Here is a 15,988-nt window from a genome sequence, read left to right on the forward strand (position 1 = left end):
GCTGGCACGGAGTTAGCCGGTGCTTCTTCTGCGAGTAACGTCACAGCTGCACAGTATTAATGTACAACCTTTCCTCCTCGCTGAAAGTGCTTTACAACCCTAGAGCCTTCTTCACACACGCGGCATGGCTGCATCAGGCTTTCGCCCATTGTGCAATATTCCCCACTGCTGCCTCCCGTAGGAGTCTGGGCCGTGTCTCAGTCCCAGTGTGGCTGATCATCCTCTCAGATCAGCTACGGATCGTTGCCTTGGTAGGCCATTACCCCACCAACAAGCTAATCCGACGCAGGCTCATCCGATAGCGCAAGGTCCGAAGATCCCCTGCTTTCCCCCTTAGGGCGTATGCGGTATTAATCCGGATTTCTCCGGGCTATCCCCCACTACCGGGCAGATTCCTACGTGTTACGCACCCGTCCGCCGCTCGTCAGCAACTAGCAAGCTAGTTCTGTTACCGCTCGACTTGCATGTGTTAGGCCTGCCGCCAGCGTTCAATCTGAGCCATGATCAAACTCTTCAGTTTAAATCGTTTTGCTTCATGCCCAAGGGCAATCCGCTGCTCAATCTTACAATTAAACGTCACATTTATTTAACTCTCTGTGAGAGAGCTGAATTAACGAGTATGTTCACTTGCTTGATCAGCATTTTAAATCATTCAAAAGCCGAAGCTTTTGTTGACCGATGCCATTCGCACAAGCGCCCACACGAATTGTCTGATAATTTGTTAAAGAACAGGATTAAAACAAGAAGGTTTTAATCGGCTGAATCAGCGATTGGTGCCGATCAGCGAGGCCGCTATCTTACCGCGACCGTTTTTGTTGTCAAGCGCTTGTTTTCCAAGCCGCTTTTCAACCCGCCAAACTTGCAAACCCTGATATTGAATCAGTGTTGCTTTTCTTGTTCAGCGGCGGCGCATTTTACATTGCAGAAGCAAACTGTCAATCAATATTTTATTGATTGCGCTGCTGTTTGTTAGCAATGGAAGGTTGCGCCGAAGAAGTGGATCGAATTATACGTCCGAAACCGAGTATGGCAATAGAGGATTAATACCTAAAGCAGGCTTGTCTATTTTGTATTCTATATAGATGTACCTTAGGCACTCAGGTTAATCCAAAGACAAATGTCTGCTGTAGACTCGCCCCATAATGTTTTTCCCGGAATACCCCTGAACTTCCGGACTGACCAAACGAACATTCTGATGATGTATTAATGGAATGGTCGGTACATCTTTCATGATTAACTCTTCTGCCTGATTGTAAACAGCCATTCTCTCCGCCGACTTCCCGGGCATACTTCTACCTGTTGTTAATAGCTGGTCATACTCTTTGCTACTGTACAAACTCCTGTTACTCACAGCCTGACTATGAAAAATACTCAATAAGGCAGCAGGGTCTTTATAAGGTCCGATCCACTGAACAATAGCAATCTGATAATCCTTGTTGTTTAACGTCTGGTAATAATGTTTTCTCTCATACCCTTTGAGCACTACTTTTATTCCCAGTCTTTTCTGCCATTCCTGACCCACAGCGATGGCTATCATTTTATCTTTTGCGCAGTTATTGCAGTAAGCAATCTCAACTTCTTTCATACCCTCAAGATAGTTTCTGCCAATACGGGCTCTTTCATCTATTGTCTTGAGTAAATCGTCCGGCAACGAAGGCTTATAGTGGTCAAAGTTAGGAGGCACAATCTGCCAGGCAGCCGTTCCTGCACCTGTCGCCTGACTTTTAGCCAGTACATCTCTATCAATACTTAATGCCAGCGCTCGCCTATTACCCTGATGTTTCAAATCCTTGTCCTTCATGTTCAGGAAGAGAAGAGCAACTGACATCCAGGGTTCTGTTTTCAATGCAGCAGGCTGATTAGATCGAACCCAGTTTTCATGTTCTGACTTGAGCGTATTGGTGATATGAATTTCCCCGGAGCGAAATCGGGACAACTCATCCCCCCCTGTAATGTAAACAACCGAATCCAACCGGGTTGATTGATTGTCTCGGTACAAGGGGTTCCTGACAGCTCTGATTCTTTCATTCACCTTCCATTCCGTTAATTTGAAGGCGCCATTACCAACAGCATTACCCGGAAGGCTCCACTTGGTACCTTTTTCGACAACGATATGTTCAGGAACAGGGAGAAAGCCAAAAAACGCGAGTAGCTCTGCAAAATAGCTGACGGGGGAGTCGAGATAGAATTCCAGTGTTTCATCCGTTACCGCTTTAACACCCAGCTGCTCTGGCTTTTTATGCCCTTTAATCACTTCATGGGCATTTCGAACTTCAAGAGCTTCCAGAAACCAGGCAAAGCTGGCTGCCGTTTCAGGATCAGCAAATCGTCGGTAGGTGTACTCGAAATCCTTAGCGGTCAGAGCAACACCGTCTGACCATTTCAGTCCTGGTCTGATTTTGAACGTCCAGGTTTTACCATCTTTCGAACTTTGCCAGGATTCTGCCTGACCAGGAATCAACCCCCCTTTGGGTCCATAAGTCACCAGACCTTCAAAAAGGTCATAGGCAATCCAGCCTTCCTGTGGGCCAGACATTAACTGCGGATCCAGGGACTGAGGCTCTCCCCCATTCCCCCTGACCAGTTCTTTGGCAAAGGCAATGGAGAGGATCATAGAAGTGCAAAGCAACAGAACCTGGAAAATCAAAGAGAAAGCAGCCATTCTTCATTATTGTTCAGCAAGAGTGCTTCATTCTGGCTTTCAAAAAGCATTCCCGCCAACTTCTCTGACGATCTGTTATTTCATGCTCTGGAAAAATCAAAAGCGATGACATCAGCGATTTTCTTTTTATCGAGCATCAGCATCAATAACCGATCGAGACCCATAGCCACTCCAGCACAATCTGGCATTCCGGACTTCAGGCCCTCAACCAATCGTTGATCATAGGGATAAACGGGTCTTCCCAATTCACGACGTTTGTCTTGCTCTGCCTGAAATCGTGAATGTTGTTCCTGGGCATTAGTGAGCTCATGGTATCCATTAGCCAGCTCTACACCATTAATAAAGAGTTCAAACCGTGCAGCAACCTGTTCTCCACCTTCATTGGTATGAAGTCGCGCCAACGCAGCCATGCTGGCCGGATAGTCATAGACATAAACGCCATTCAACTGCTTAGAATCACTCTTACCCAATCCAGGCTCAATTTCATTGGAAAACAGAAGGTCCAAACAGTCGTTACGTTCAAGACCATCCAGACTGCTATCTACTTTCTCCCTGACAAGTCGAGCCAGCTCTTCGTCTGATGCTAAGTGAGGGTTAATCCCAAAATACTCCTGAAACAAATGGCCATAGCTCACTCTGGCAAGCTCTTTAAAGTCAGCCACTGATGAGAGGAGTTCAGACATATCGTCCATCAATTGATGTTGATTCATCCCGACCCGGTAATATTCCAACATAGTGAACTCAGGATTATGCCGCCCACCGGCTTCCCCATTACGAAATACCCGACCCAGAGAGTAAATGTCACCACTGCCCGCAGCCAGAAGCCTTTTCATTGGAAACTCGGGTGAAGTATGCAGGTAGCAGGATTGCTCCTTTCCTCCACCAATGGGTAGAAAGGTGGTTACAAAACTGTCGATGTGCAGATCCACTGTGGCACTGGCTGAAAGCATGGGAGTATCAACTTCCATTACATTCTGCTCGTCAAAATACTGCCGGATCCTGCCAAACAGGTCTGCTCTTTGTTTCAGTGTCGAGATTGAGGCAGAGGGTTTCCAGTTATCGGATGACATGCCAGTCATACTCCATTGGTCGAAATGAGCCAATCAAAGGCTTCCTATACTGAAGTCACATGTTAGCCCCCACAAGGATGTAATCAATGAAAGCAGTGACAAAAATTCTGGCTGTTGCCGGCCTATCCCTCATCGCAAGCACATCAATGGCCTGTGAGCGCTATAAAGGTGCTGAAGCCATTGGCAAAAACAAATGCTCTGTTCCAACCGGCCGTTACACTGTTTCCGGTAATCTGGGAGACTCAGATCGCTACTCAGCCACTCTCTGGGTAACAGGCTGCCAGGTTCATATGGTGATTGAAGACAGCACCAAACCGAATAACGCCGGTGATTACCTGATTACTCGTAATCGACTGAAAGGACACGACGTTCGATTTGGAGAGCCAGGCCGTCATCATAAAAAGGGCAAAGGCCACAAGCACAAGAAAGGCAATGGTCATGGACACGGTCATCATAAAGGCCCTCATGGCAAACATGGTGGCGCCAAGATGTGTCGTGGTACTGAAATCAAATTTGGCTTCGGCAACAGTCGGATTGCCATTGCCAATCCATCAAACTTAATTGGCGAAGTTCGTCTGGAATATAAAGAAGAAGGGGATTACCTGACTGGAAGCATCAAGTTAGGTGAAGAAAATACCATCCTGAATGATACGACGGTTAATCTGATCAAACAGAAATAAAAAGCTCTTAGTAGCTTTTTGTTTAAAGAAACACAGCAATGAGCTTCAAGTTAAAAGGTGCCGCTAGCAAGGAGTTGAAGGTATGAGGCTTTTTTTGATGGCTCTGGCGCTATACAGTGTTTCAATTGGTCTGTCTTACTCTCGTTCATTATTACCTGAGGCCTTTGAGCTCCCCACAGATTCAATGCCTCAGGTCTTCGAATACCCCACGGCGTCTTATCGAGGTCCAGATACATTTTCAATGGATGTGGGTTCTCCTCCTCAAACAATCACTTTAAGTCCTCTTGTGGTCGATGATAACGAAGACTGTTCAGTTCCCAATAGTTTTTACCGAGTGGATAATCTTGATGGCCTTGGTCGCTACAATGCCACCATCATCATAGTGGGTGGGCAGATTTTCATGACTATTGAAGACTACGTCGATGCATCACAAATAAACTACCTCATGACCGAAAGTACAATGCAGGTTTTCGGTAATAAGGAAAGAGCCTGCAACAGATACACCATCCGCTTTCAATTTTATCTAAAGGGGCTTGCTCTTTATGACGGTAGAAATCTGGCAGGAAAAGTTGAGCTTGAATATCAGAGCGAGCCGTCTAGGGAAAGTAACGATAACGGCCACTTGTCTGGCGTTATTAGCCTGGGGACGCCCCCTGACCAACTGAACGATTATGATACAACACTGTTTCAGGACGAATAGCCTGCCAGACCACGCCAGGAGGCTCTGATTCTGGCAGGATGCAACTTCTTTCTCTTACTTCACACGACCCACGTACTCACCGGTACGGGTATCGATTTTCAGAACTTCACCTTCCGTGATAAACAGTGGCACCTTAACAGTAGCGCCAGTGCTCAGCTTGGCTGGCTTGGAACCACCCTGAGCCGTATCACCTTTCAGACCCGGATCCGTTTCAACTACCTGCAGCTCAACAAAGTTAGGAGCAGAAACAGAGAGAGGGGATCCGTTGTACAGGGTAACAGAGTATACTTCCTGCTCTTTCAACCAATCGATGGTATCACCCACGGCGTCCTTACTGGCAGCGTGCTGCTCAAAAGAGCCGTCGGTCATCATGAAGTGCCAGAATTCACCGTCGGTGTACAGGTACTCCATGTCGTAGTCCATCACGTCTGCGGCTTCGATGCTTTCACCAGACTTGAAGGTACGTTCCCAGACACGGTTACTCATCAGGTTGCGGAACTTAACCCGGTTAAAGGCCTGGCCCTTACCTGGTTTTACAAACTCGTTCTCAATGATGACGCAGGGATCACCTTCCAGCATCACTTTGAGACCTGAACGAAACTCGTTGGTACTATAACTAGCCATCGGACACTACCAGCAAAATGAAAACCCCTATGATAACCCGTTACGAGGGCGGTGTGCATACTGACAAACTATCAACCCGTCTTTTGCTCCCTGAAGAGCAGCCCGAAAGCTGGAAAAAAGTGCTGGCAGACTCGGTCACAGATCCGGAAGAACTGCTTGGAATCCTGAACCTTCCAAAGACTTTGCTGCCAGGAGCCATCAGTGGCGACAAGGCTTTCAGTATGCGGATTCCACGTCCTTATATAGACCGGATGATAAGGGGTGACCAGTTTGACCCACTGCTCAGGCAGGTTTTGCCTCTGGGAGAAGAGTCCGAGGAAATCAGCGGTTACAGTCTGGACCCTCTGGCAGAACAGTCCCAAAACCCCACTGAAGGGATTATTCATAAATACCAGGGACGGCTGTTAATGATAGTCAGTGGCGCTTGCGCTATAAATTGCCGCTTCTGTTTCCGAAGGCATTTTCCCTATGGCGATAATCAGCTGGGTGGAGAAAGCTGGAAGCAAGCCATTGCGTATATTCGCTCACAGGAAAGCATTCATGAAGTGATTCTAAGTGGTGGTGATCCACTGGCAGCAACAGATAGTCGCCTGGCTAGAATGGTTGATGCACTCTCCGACATTCCTCATGTTAAAACGCTCAGAATCCACACTCGGCTGCCCATTGTCATCCCACAGCGAGTGACAGACGAAATGATCGAATGGTTTTGCAAGGGAAGACTCAAACCGGTGCTGGTAATCCACTGCAATCACGCCAATGAAATTGATGATCATGTTGCACAGTCCCTGCAAAAACTCAGGCAAGCCGGTGCTACATTATTGAATCAGACTGTTCTGCTTAGGGGTGTCAATGATAACGCTGAAACACTGGCTGACTTGAGCCATACCCTCTTTGATGCAGGTGTGCTGCCATACTATCTGCATCTATTGGATCGGGTTCAGGGAGCAGCTCATTTTGATATAGCGGAAGAAAAGGCCAAGGTGCTGGTCAATGAACTTATGCATCAGTGCCCAGGATATCTGGTACCCAAACTGGTCAGGGAAGTGGCTGGGGAAGCCAGCAAAACACCTATACCCATCAATTAATCGCTATAGGCCTGCTAAACCTGGGAACTTTGCACTCTGTCCCGGGTCTACCTGTTACTGAAATGGACTTATTGGATAACAGGGTTTGTTATGTTTGATCACGCCTCAGCGACACCAAAATCTATTTTGCGAAAGCCCCCTTCTCTTCAGAACCTTCCTGAAGCAGAGGCTGCTGCCAAGCCAAAGGAAAGCCCTCGGGAGCACAAAACACCACTGGCTCACAGGCATGTGAACACTGTCCGATATCAGTACCTGAAATCATTTGGAACCCGGGTAGCTATCGAGTATTTCAAGCAACAACCACCCGAGATTCAGGAATCCATCATTGCCATGGTCAATCCCGCTGAACTGAGCTGGTTCATTTCTGATAACGCCAAAGCCATTTTTCACAAAAATCCTGAGCTCAAAGCTCATATGCAACAACATCCAGATGAATGTCCGGTTGATCTCTATGATTTACAAACAACCTTGGCCAATGATCTGTTAGTAGAGCAATATTTATCTTATTTACGAGACAAGACAGAGCCTTCATTTCAACAACTGATGACGCTGTTTCATCATGCTATGGATCTATTCCTGCTTAATCCAGACTACCCAGTAAGCCGACAAGCACTCCTTGACAACCCAGATCTCCTCCTCACTCATATTAAGACTAACTTTTATAAGATCTTTAGCCGGTGCGCGAATATCAAACGTTGCATCCCGCCCGAACAAATGCTTGACCACATTCAACTGCACGAAGTGCAAGCCCAATTGAAAGCCAGCCAATCCAGACTGACCTATACAAAGCTCTTTACTGCCGATATTGATCAGCGCCCAAAATACAGAACAGACCTTGAGCGTGAAGCAGGATTACCGTCCAAAGAAGTGAGCAGAGAAGAGAGAGACTCAAATGATGGTGACAAGGTCGGTTACGATATGATCGTCGGAGACCATCGAACGGTTTTTGAAAACAAGCTGGCCAATATGACATCCGCTGCTGAGCTGATGACACTAAGCTTCTGGGGAGACCAGATGGCCGTTGAAGAGTCTTTACTGGATCAGTGTGATTTAAAACTGGCTCAACTGCTTTCAGTCAATCTCACCAGCATTCTGGTTCTGGCTCCAGGCATGGCAAAGCTTGTTGAGAAATGTCGAGAGGTTCTGGCTCTGGAAGAACCTAAACGCAGTAGCAACATGGAAGTGTTTGGCCAGCATATTCAAAGCCTGCATACGGCAGAGCTGGAGAAAATGGATAAGACCGTTACCCGCATGATCTTCTTCATGAGCTGGCAAGGCAGAAATCATGGCGACGTGGAGCGTTGTATCATCAATCTTCGCCGATTTTATAATGAAAATCCTGTCAAATATCTCCAGCCTTTATTGAAAAAACTGGATCACGAATTCCTTGTACAACAAATGGCTACAGCGTTGGATTCCACTTCAGAAGACACAGAGCTTAAAAGCAGCCTGCAAGAAGCTACTGCAAGAGCCCAAAGCCTGGATACTGGAAAAAATATCAGCGCCCCAGAGTTTCCTAAAGAAGAGAAACAGATTTGGCTGAGACGTATCAATGAGGCCTGGACTTCAGGGCAATCAGTAAACTGGACTCAACCTGCATCCTGAAGGAGTTACTTTTTTATCCAGCCACCTTAAACAATTTCTTCTATTCTCATTCTCCACTCTGAATATAAAAAAGTTTTTATATATTCATGTTTACTTTCAAGACTCACTGGCTTGCTGTTCTGGTTGCATCCTTGCTGCTGGTTCATCTCAATAAGGCTCATTCAGGTTTATTTCCGGAAATGGATATCAGGCCTCGCCTTTCCCCTTCCGCAGAATCCTTATTTATCCTTCCCGACCTTTTCGATTACAACATCATGGTAGAAGCTATCAGGCCAAAGGTTGTGATTCCTCTCATTCTTGATCCTGATGAGCCAGAAGAGAGACCGCCCTCAGTCGAATACATGGCAACAGGTCAGGAAGCTGAAAAAGAAGGACATGAAAAGTTACTGGAAGAGCATCGAAAAAGAATGAAGGAGCGCCAGAAAGATCTGAGCATCGCTTCTCCTTTCGAACAGGATCCGGAGGACAAGCTCCCTATCGAAGATCCTCATGAAGAGGATGCAGCCACGACATTATCGGTAACGACTGAGTCTATTAGCCAGCACAATCCAAAGGTCTTCGATGAGCCAGTTGGCCAGAATCTGTCAGGGATTATACAACTGATGGATCCACCAAAACCTGATAACCAACCCGCCAGCACCGATGACAAAGAAGAAGACTCTTCATCCGAAGACGAAGAAGGTGGAGATTCAGAGGGAGAAGAAGAAAGCGGGAGTGGCAGTGAGCCTGATACCGTAAAATCCAAAGAATTATCCACACTCGAACAGCACGATAAGAACCTGGCCAGCTTGCCTGCTTATGCTCTGAAAAAGCCTGACCGAGCGTACTTTTCCAAAGAAAAACACTTGGCCGCCATGATTATAGGAGGGGCTGTTGGGTTAGCAGTTACTGAAGGCTGCAGCATGATTACCCGAGTAACAGCCGCTTGTGTGATGGCTTTTTTAACACCCACTGTAATGAATATTCTGCAGGCCAAATATGCAGAGATACGGAGAGGTTCATGGTCAACCGCGGCTTTGATTGTGCATGAGTTTTCCAAACGTAAAGATGAACAAGGACGCCCGCTTTGGGTGCGTCGCGATATCCCAGGCCTTCAGAATCAGATCCTTAGACTGGCTATACAGTGGCAGCAAAGCCGATCCCTGAACGGCGTCACGCTAATGCTGGAGTTTTTCTATATCTGGGCAGCCTGGATTGAGAGAATGGACTCGGGCAATATTCCGGAAATAACAGAGGCTCATGTCAACAATATCGAAGCTCTTTTTCATGCTCCAACACCTAGTGGTGAAGAACAAACAAACAGTGATTTGCAGTTCAATGCAGAAGAAGCGGCAAGGCAAGTTGCCGGCCATTTGCCTGCTTTCACGTCTATCGCTGAAACAGATGACTCACTCTTCAATCTGGTCAACTATGTTGCATCATTGAGCCCTGGCTTTTACCTCTTCAATAACTTGATTCTCCCCGAACTGTTAGCTCTTGCCATAGTACATAGGCCTTATCAGGAAAGAGGCTATTACATTTTTCTGGCTCCCCATTTAAGTGCTCAGCACTTTTACACCACCAGCCCCGAAGAAGTCGAAGCCCTGATAAGAGTCATAGTCGATACCCTCACCGACCCTGGTCGGAACCGCAGGCTCTCTATTCTCCGGTTAGTAGACAATGAGCAAGCTATAGCGGCGGCAGCGTTTTCAGAGCCGGATGAACGCGATGAAGAGGAGGACGAGAATGAAGAACAATAATCAATGTCAGCCATATCTCACAAGTTCCATAAGTAATTTGGCGTGTTTGTAACTGGATTCTTTAAGTCGGTGTATTTAATATATAGGTCAGCCCACAAGGATTTATAAAGGGCAGACAATCAGGATGATTCCATGGACGTGCAGAATGAAAGGATTCCGCTGCAACTCCCACCTCAAAGCCTGAACAGTTTAACGTTCAGTCAAACGGATGTGTACGCGGTTCATCAATGGCTCAGCGAGCTACCTAAAACAGATAGAGCACAGTCGTATAAGTCGATTAACCAAGCATTGGCTGAGCTGGCTCGCCTCAACGTAATACCTTCTCTTCATTGGTCATTGGCTGAACAGTTTAGACCCGTCGTTTATTATTTAATTCATCAGAGTCAAAATCAGGTACTTAATGATCTGGTTACGTTCAATGATGCTCAACAAGAAGAATACAAAGTCTGCTTGCAATTACTGCTCAGGCTAATGACTGTCTACAAAGTCATAATTCGTTCCAGTCTTAATCAACAGAGCAGCAATACCCCTCTGGCCGCTGCATTACATCGCACGCTGGCTGAAAGTGCCTCAGTGTTACTTTTTACCTGCGAATATTATCGACCTGCCCCCGAACGAATCTGGCAGGAAATGCACAGCCTGTTTTCTATTGCCAGAGCTCAGCAGCTGGAAGCTTTCAGTCTTGAAGATACCATCACAGCCAAGGCCCGAACGCTCTCTCTATCCGATCTCTATAAGCGAGTACTGCTCCTGAGCCGGTCCCGGTCAAACCAGCTGAGGCCTCAGGAAATTCGTCAAATCTTCAAAGCTCTGTGTTTGTGGGCTCCCCACAGCAAACTGGAGACTTCGCAGAGCAGCCGATCCCATTTAGTGACAAACCTGGATTCAGATGAAGGGCTGCTTTTTAGCTCGCAGCTGGAAGAAGAAAACAAGGATCATCTGCTGGCACTGGACTCCAGACTGCTCACGACCCATCTGAAAAAGCTGAGTGCATCCATAACCGAAGAAAAATCAGGAGCATTACCCAAACGGGTGGTCGACCATCTGGCGACAGCCTGGAGCCCTCCTTCTCCACGGAAGCATAAGCGACAAATCAGCTCAGATGCCTGTGAAATATGCTTTGGCTTCAGTGCCGTTCACTACTTTGTTCACGATCAGAAGACGTTTGATGAAATGGTTTCCGGGCATACGACACGGAACAAATCCGGAAAAAGCACCTTTTCTTCCAATGACAGCAGTGATGCCTGGTCAGAAGCCCACGACGCCCATAGGGATGATGATGAAAAGCTTCGCAAGAGCACTTCACCGATCCACTTCACTCGGTCTGCCAGTCAAGATCCACTTTACCCTGTCTATAACTGCTCCATTATCAATACCTCTGCGGGTGGTTATTGCCTGAGCACTGACATTCATCTTGAACGCCAGCTGCGCACCGGAGAAATGCTGGCCATCAGGGAGTCTGGCCAGAAAAAATGGATGCTTGCGGCCGTTCGATGGATTCAGGTTAACCATCAAAAAACCATGATGATAGGGTTAGAGCTACTCTCTGCCGCAACAAAACCTTGCGCCATAACGCCCTTGAAGAAGACAGCTGAAGCCAGCCACTACCAGAGAGCGTTCCTTCTGCCTGTTTTGCCTCCAGTCAATGATATGCCAACTCTGATAACGCCCCGGGTTTCTTTCAAAAGCGGACTGAAGTTCATTCTGCTCCAGGGGGGAGAAATCAGAAAGGGACAGTTGCTGGAATGTGTATCCAGTTCACCGGGGTACAACCAGTTCAAGTTCCGGCTTCTGGAAGATCAATTTTAAAGTTAACTGTAAGAAGTGTTCGGTATACAGAGAAGCAGCTCTGAGACCCCATAAGCACGCACCTATCAATGCCCAACTGATAACGGTCTACTCCAAACTGACAACTACCAACCGAGAGCTTCTATACTTCTTCGATTTAATCCAGAAGATCGAAACAAGGCGGGCGGGTGTTCATCAACCATTACTCCAGGTGTTTTCTACTTGTTGGTATCCTTTTGACTGGCTGTACAACAACTCAGGATGTTATGGATTCCTGGCAAGGCCACCATATCGAAGAAGTCATCAGCAACTGGGGAGCGCCTGGCTCAATGCTGCAGTTGGAAGATGGTAAAAAAGTCTATAGCTGGGTCTCTAACTGGGGATCTGCCTATTTAATGAGTACATGCCGACAGTCGTTTACTACTTCCGCAAAGGGCATCATCCAAAACTGGCGATACACGGGGTGTCCTCACTGGCAGTCGATTTCGATGGATAAAATCAATCAAATGTCGCCTGACTTTGCCCAGCCTGCAGAAAAGTGAATGGATAACCCTATCTGATTAAAAAGATGGAACCATTCCAGTAGTTTTGACAATAAGTCTTTTGGACGTGGCTCAGAATGATTAGAATGCGGTGTAATAGAAGTTAATACCTATTCCTTAACAGGGTAAGTATTGCAGGGAGCGCATCCAGAAGTCTGACCGAGCATAGACCGCTCAGCTTGAAGTTCAGAAAGAACGACCCACAGCGATCAGGAAATATCTTTCGCTTGGGCGAGAAATGATTTTTCACGACTTAAAAAGCACTGCCATCATGAACAACAATAAACAGCCAGTACGCCTGTTGACGCTGGAGACATCCAGAAACGAGGCAGAGCGTTGGGTCAAACTTTTCCGCAATGCCGGCCTTCCAGCCAGAGTACAACAGATCGATACTCTGGATGATCTTGACGAAGCGCTCACCACAGGCCTCTGGGATTTGCTGCTGACGGTTGAAGAAACCTCCATGCTAAACGCAGAGCAGGTTCTTTCCAGTGTCCAGAGACTGAAGCTCGATATACCCGTCATTGTCTCAGTACAGGAAGACAAGCCTGACATTATCAAGCACTGGCTCGACAAAGGTGCTGGCGACGCAATCCTCCACTCTCATGAAGAGCACATGCTGCACGCCATCCTTAGAGAAAAAAGCAGTCAGGAGAGCCGCCAGCAACTGCAGAAACTGCACAAAGAACTCAGTGACCTTGAGCAGCGCTGCCAGTTATTGATGGATAATGCTTCTCAGGCCATTGCCTACGTTCATGAAGGCATGCATATCGATACCAACCCTTCCTATATCGAACTGTTCGGTTATGAAGATCCGGATGACCTGGCCGGCATGCCGCTGATAGATATGATCTCTTCCCAGGATCAGCCTCTGTTTAAAAACCTGATCAAGCATTTCAAGCCCGGTGACGAGCAACCTGCGGTGGAGTGCCAGCTGATGAATGCCGAAGGTCAGGCTTTTCCAGCCACTGTTCTGCTCTCCGATGCCGTATTTGATGATGAACAGTGTATTCAGGTTATTGTGAAAGGCAGTGCGCCTGCCAATGCTTCTTCTACCGTTATTCAACAGGAAGAAGATTCCATTCTGATTCCCAGAAAACATTTTGTTTCCCTGCTGGACACAGAGCAGGAACCGGAAACCCTCGCTTACCTGAGACTGGATAACTACGACTCCATTCGGGAAAACATTGGCATTGAGGGCAGCATTGCCGCTCAGGAAACCATGAACCGTATCCTTTTTGAGCAGCTGCCAAACAGTACCGCCACTCACTATGCTGACGAGGTTTACCTGATCAATGTCCATGAGCGCGACATCGCTGCCCTTGAACCTTTGAGAGATACTCTTGAAAAAGAATTGATCAACGCCGGTCAACAGACGCTTTATACAACTGCCAGTGTTGGCCTTGCCGAAAAAGGTCAGGAAGGCGATGGCAAATCGTTGCTGGAACGTGCCCACTTTGCCTGTCAGCTGGCCACTGATGATGGCGGCAACAAACTCGAATTTTTCTCCCAAAGTGCTATTGATAACCAGAAAGCCAGCAACGGCGATACCGTTGCCATGATTCGTCAGGCTCTTGAAAACGACAGTTTCCGATTACTCTTCCAGCCTGTGATCAGCGTTACAGGTGAAGGCCAGGGGTACTACGAGGTATTGCTGCGTCTGCTGGATCAGAAAGGTAAGGAAGTCCCTGCCGGTGAATTCATTACCGCCGCTGAAGACAGTGACTTGATGCCCTTCATTGATCGTTGGGTTATTCGTCAGTCCGTGAAGCTGCTTTCAAGGAAGCTCAGAAACGGCGACGACACCCGAATGATGATTCACATCAGTCAGGCCAGTCTGGACGACGAAGAGTTTGCAGAACGTCTCGCACGCCTGCTGGAAGCAGCAGATGTTCCGGGTCATATGATCATTCTGCAAATGACCGAGAGACTGGTTCACCAACACCTGAACCAGGTCAAAACGTTTGCTGAGCGCTTAAAGCCCGTTGGCTGCAAGTTTGCCATGACTCAGTTCTCCGGCGAATCACGATCCATGAAGATTATGGAACATCTGGATCTTATGTTTGTGAAGCTGGACTATTTATTCACGGAGAAGCTTGAGCGCAACGATGACTCTCAGCTGAAGAAAGCCACTAACAATCTCAAGGCACTGAACAAGGTCATCATCATGCCCAGGGTTGAGAATGCCCAGACACTCACCAGCATCTGGCAGTTGGGTGTGGACTACGTTCAGGGCCACTATCTTCAGCCGCCTCTGGAATCCATGACTTACGATTTCAGTAGCTGATACTTATGCTCAAAGAAGCAGCAGTAAGCCTGATGGCTCTGCTGCTCTCAACATTCAATTTCACTCTTTGGTGCCGATGAAAAAGTATCGGCAGAAAGAATGAACCGTCATGAGCGTAGGAAAGTCTGGGAAAACACCTCAAAACCCCTATGTAACTCTTGAGCCTTCAAGCCAGCAGGGCAATAACAGTGGTCCTGTATCATCCCATTCTCCTGGGAAATCGATTCCTGAATCTGCAAAAAACCATCAAAACGAAAAGCCCGTCAAAAGCAGAAAAGCTGAGGTTGTTTCTGTACCCAATGGGCCTTTTGCCAGACTGAAGGCTTTTATTCTCCGCCAGCCGGAGCCCGCTGAAATACATCATATAGAGAAGCTGATTGAAGCCCTGACATCTCGGTCTGATGATCTCTCGATGCCGGTAAACTTTAAGAAACTTACAGCAACAATAGACAAGGGAAGCCCAGAGCATAACGCCTGCGCCTGGTTAGCAGAAGTTGGTCTACTAAAAATGGAAGCATCTTCCCCAGGAGAAATGAAGGTAAGAATGCTCAGGCCACGTAAGCTAAAGGTTCAGTCAGAAACAGCAAGCAAGCTCAGTGACTTGATGCCCGCAGAGCTTGGGAAAGATGGAACCTTAAAGCTCGATAGCATGCTGAGAAAAGTCGACTATCGAAGACAAAATGATCTTCAGTTATCAAGATTACTGACTTTTGATTCATCCAAACAAAAGCATGTAGTGGATGCCCGCTCCAGAAAACTCATGAAGTTCGACCGATTCCAGGATCAATTCCAGAACCGGATGGCCGCCCCCAGAATGTACTGGGCAGGCCGATTTAGAGCACTGGCCAAATCGGGTCGATACGATGAGGAAGTCAAACCTACCGTTCAGGAAGTGGCCAACAAATTCCGCTACAACGTGAGCAGCGACTCTGTCTGGATTAATGAACAGGATGCTGACAGCAAAGCAGACGACTTTAAAAAATTCGGCTGCCCTGAGTTAGAAAGTGAAGTTCTGCAAGCTAAAGAGGACTGTCCCTGGCAAGGAATAGTCCTGAAGTAACTTCCTTATTGATCCCCTCTCAACCCCCGTTCGGGCTGAGCCTGTCGAAGCCCAATACCACGACCCTTCGACAAGCTCAGGGTGAACGGAATCCTCATGTAAATCGGTAAGCTATTATGAGACCAATCCTAAACACTCTTGCATCA

Annotated in this window: 12 protein-coding genes and 1 rRNA gene; 9 read left to right on the forward strand and 4 right to left on the reverse strand. The window is 47.3% G+C overall.

Annotation, left to right across the window (positions count from 1 at the left end; translation table 11 throughout):
- The 3 genes from WG89_RS01545 to epmA all read right to left on the reverse strand — a co-directional run.
- Positions 1–520: ribosomal RNA gene (locus WG89_RS01545) — 16S ribosomal RNA — on the reverse strand; the annotation flags it as partial.
- A 582-nt stretch (positions 521–1,102) separates the two neighbouring features.
- Positions 1,103–2,662, reverse strand: coding sequence for a peptide ABC transporter substrate-binding protein (locus tag WG89_RS01550; RefSeq protein WP_062260475.1), 1,560 nt, complete (start codon positions 2,660–2,662; stop codon positions 1,103–1,105).
- An 80-nt stretch (positions 2,663–2,742) separates the two neighbouring features.
- Complete coding sequence (epmA, locus tag WG89_RS01555) at positions 2,743–3,732, reverse strand: EF-P lysine aminoacylase EpmA (protein ID WP_062260477.1); 990 nt, start codon at positions 3,730–3,732, stop codon at positions 2,743–2,745.
- Positions 3,733–3,818: 86 nt separating this feature from the next.
- Here epmA and WG89_RS01560 point away from each other — a divergent pair, with 86 nt between their 5' ends.
- Positions 3,819–4,412: a hypothetical protein gene (locus tag WG89_RS01560; protein WP_062260479.1), complete on the forward strand. Its 594-nt coding sequence runs from the start codon at positions 3,819–3,821 to the stop codon at positions 4,410–4,412.
- An 82-nt stretch (positions 4,413–4,494) separates the two neighbouring features.
- Positions 4,495–5,112, forward strand: a complete 618-nt coding sequence (locus WG89_RS01565) for a hypothetical protein (RefSeq protein WP_062260481.1) — start codon at positions 4,495–4,497, stop codon at positions 5,110–5,112.
- 54 nt (positions 5,113–5,166) lie between these two features.
- On the opposite strand, the gene efp is transcribed toward WG89_RS01565, so the two are convergent.
- Positions 5,167–5,736, reverse strand: coding sequence for an elongation factor P (efp, locus tag WG89_RS01570; RefSeq protein WP_062260483.1), 570 nt, complete (start codon positions 5,734–5,736; stop codon positions 5,167–5,169).
- A gap of 29 nt (positions 5,737–5,765) precedes the next feature.
- Here efp and epmB point away from each other — a divergent pair, with 29 nt between their 5' ends.
- The 7 genes from epmB (at position 5,766) to WG89_RS01605 (ending at position 15,842) form a co-directional block, all read left to right on the forward strand.
- A complete protein-coding gene (gene epmB / locus WG89_RS01575; RefSeq protein ID WP_079253602.1) occupies positions 5,766–6,821 on the forward strand; it encodes an EF-P beta-lysylation protein EpmB in 1,056 nt (351 codons plus the stop codon).
- A gap of 90 nt (positions 6,822–6,911) precedes the next feature.
- Positions 6,912–8,426: a hypothetical protein gene (locus WG89_RS01580; protein ID WP_062260486.1), complete on the forward strand. Its 1,515-nt coding sequence runs from the start codon at positions 6,912–6,914 to the stop codon at positions 8,424–8,426.
- An 86-nt stretch (positions 8,427–8,512) separates the two neighbouring features.
- Positions 8,513–10,165, forward strand: coding sequence for a hypothetical protein (locus WG89_RS01585; RefSeq protein WP_062260488.1), 1,653 nt, complete (start codon positions 8,513–8,515; stop codon positions 10,163–10,165).
- Positions 10,166–10,297: 132 nt separating this feature from the next.
- Positions 10,298–11,974: a hypothetical protein gene (locus WG89_RS01590; protein ID WP_062260490.1), complete on the forward strand. Its 1,677-nt coding sequence runs from the start codon at positions 10,298–10,300 to the stop codon at positions 11,972–11,974.
- A 245-nt stretch (positions 11,975–12,219) separates the two neighbouring features.
- On the forward strand, positions 12,220–12,495 hold the full coding sequence (locus WG89_RS01595; RefSeq protein ID WP_062260492.1) for a hypothetical protein: 276 nt from the start codon (positions 12,220–12,222) through the stop codon (positions 12,493–12,495).
- Between the two features lie 271 nt (positions 12,496–12,766).
- Complete coding sequence (locus tag WG89_RS01600) at positions 12,767–14,782, forward strand: EAL domain-containing protein (protein ID WP_172806673.1); 2,016 nt, start codon at positions 12,767–12,769, stop codon at positions 14,780–14,782.
- Between the two features lie 109 nt (positions 14,783–14,891).
- Positions 14,892–15,842 (forward strand): hypothetical protein, encoded by a 951-nt coding sequence (locus WG89_RS01605; protein WP_062260496.1) that lies wholly within the window; start codon positions 14,892–14,894, stop codon positions 15,840–15,842.
- Positions 15,843–15,988: the final 146 nt, after the last annotated feature.

This window comes from Endozoicomonas arenosclerae (assembly GCF_001562015.1).
Lineage (GTDB): Bacteria > Pseudomonadota > Gammaproteobacteria > Pseudomonadales > Endozoicomonadaceae > Endozoicomonas_A > Endozoicomonas_A arenosclerae.

What these genes read in the sequence shown, in the direction of transcription:
- WG89_RS01550 (WP_062260475.1), bottom strand. Translation starts at nt 2,662, where the DNA reads ATGGCTGCTTTCTCTTTGATTTTCCAGGTTCTGTTGCTTTGCACTTCT.
- epmA (WP_062260477.1), bottom strand. Translation starts at nt 3,732, where the DNA reads ATGTCATCCGATAACTGGAAACCCTCTGCCTCAATCTCGACACTGAAA.
- WG89_RS01560 (WP_062260479.1), top strand. Translation starts at nt 3,819, where the DNA reads ATGAAAGCAGTGACAAAAATTCTGGCTGTTGCCGGCCTATCCCTCATC.
- WG89_RS01565 (WP_062260481.1), top strand. Translation starts at nt 4,495, where the DNA reads ATGAGGCTTTTTTTGATGGCTCTGGCGCTATACAGTGTTTCAATTGGT.
- efp (WP_062260483.1), bottom strand. Translation starts at nt 5,736, where the DNA reads ATGGCTAGTTATAGTACCAACGAGTTTCGTTCAGGTCTCAAAGTGATG.
- epmB (WP_079253602.1), top strand. Translation starts at nt 5,766, where the DNA reads ATGATAACCCGTTACGAGGGCGGTGTGCATACTGACAAACTATCAACC.
- WG89_RS01580 (WP_062260486.1), top strand. Translation starts at nt 6,912, where the DNA reads ATGTTTGATCACGCCTCAGCGACACCAAAATCTATTTTGCGAAAGCCC.
- WG89_RS01585 (WP_062260488.1), top strand. Translation starts at nt 8,513, where the DNA reads ATGTTTACTTTCAAGACTCACTGGCTTGCTGTTCTGGTTGCATCCTTG.
- WG89_RS01590 (WP_062260490.1), top strand. Translation starts at nt 10,298, where the DNA reads ATGGACGTGCAGAATGAAAGGATTCCGCTGCAACTCCCACCTCAAAGC.
- WG89_RS01595 (WP_062260492.1), top strand. Translation starts at nt 12,220, where the DNA reads ATGGATTCCTGGCAAGGCCACCATATCGAAGAAGTCATCAGCAACTGG.
- WG89_RS01600 (WP_172806673.1), top strand. Translation starts at nt 12,767, where the DNA reads ATGAACAACAATAAACAGCCAGTACGCCTGTTGACGCTGGAGACATCC.
- WG89_RS01605 (WP_062260496.1), top strand. Translation starts at nt 14,892, where the DNA reads ATGAGCGTAGGAAAGTCTGGGAAAACACCTCAAAACCCCTATGTAACT.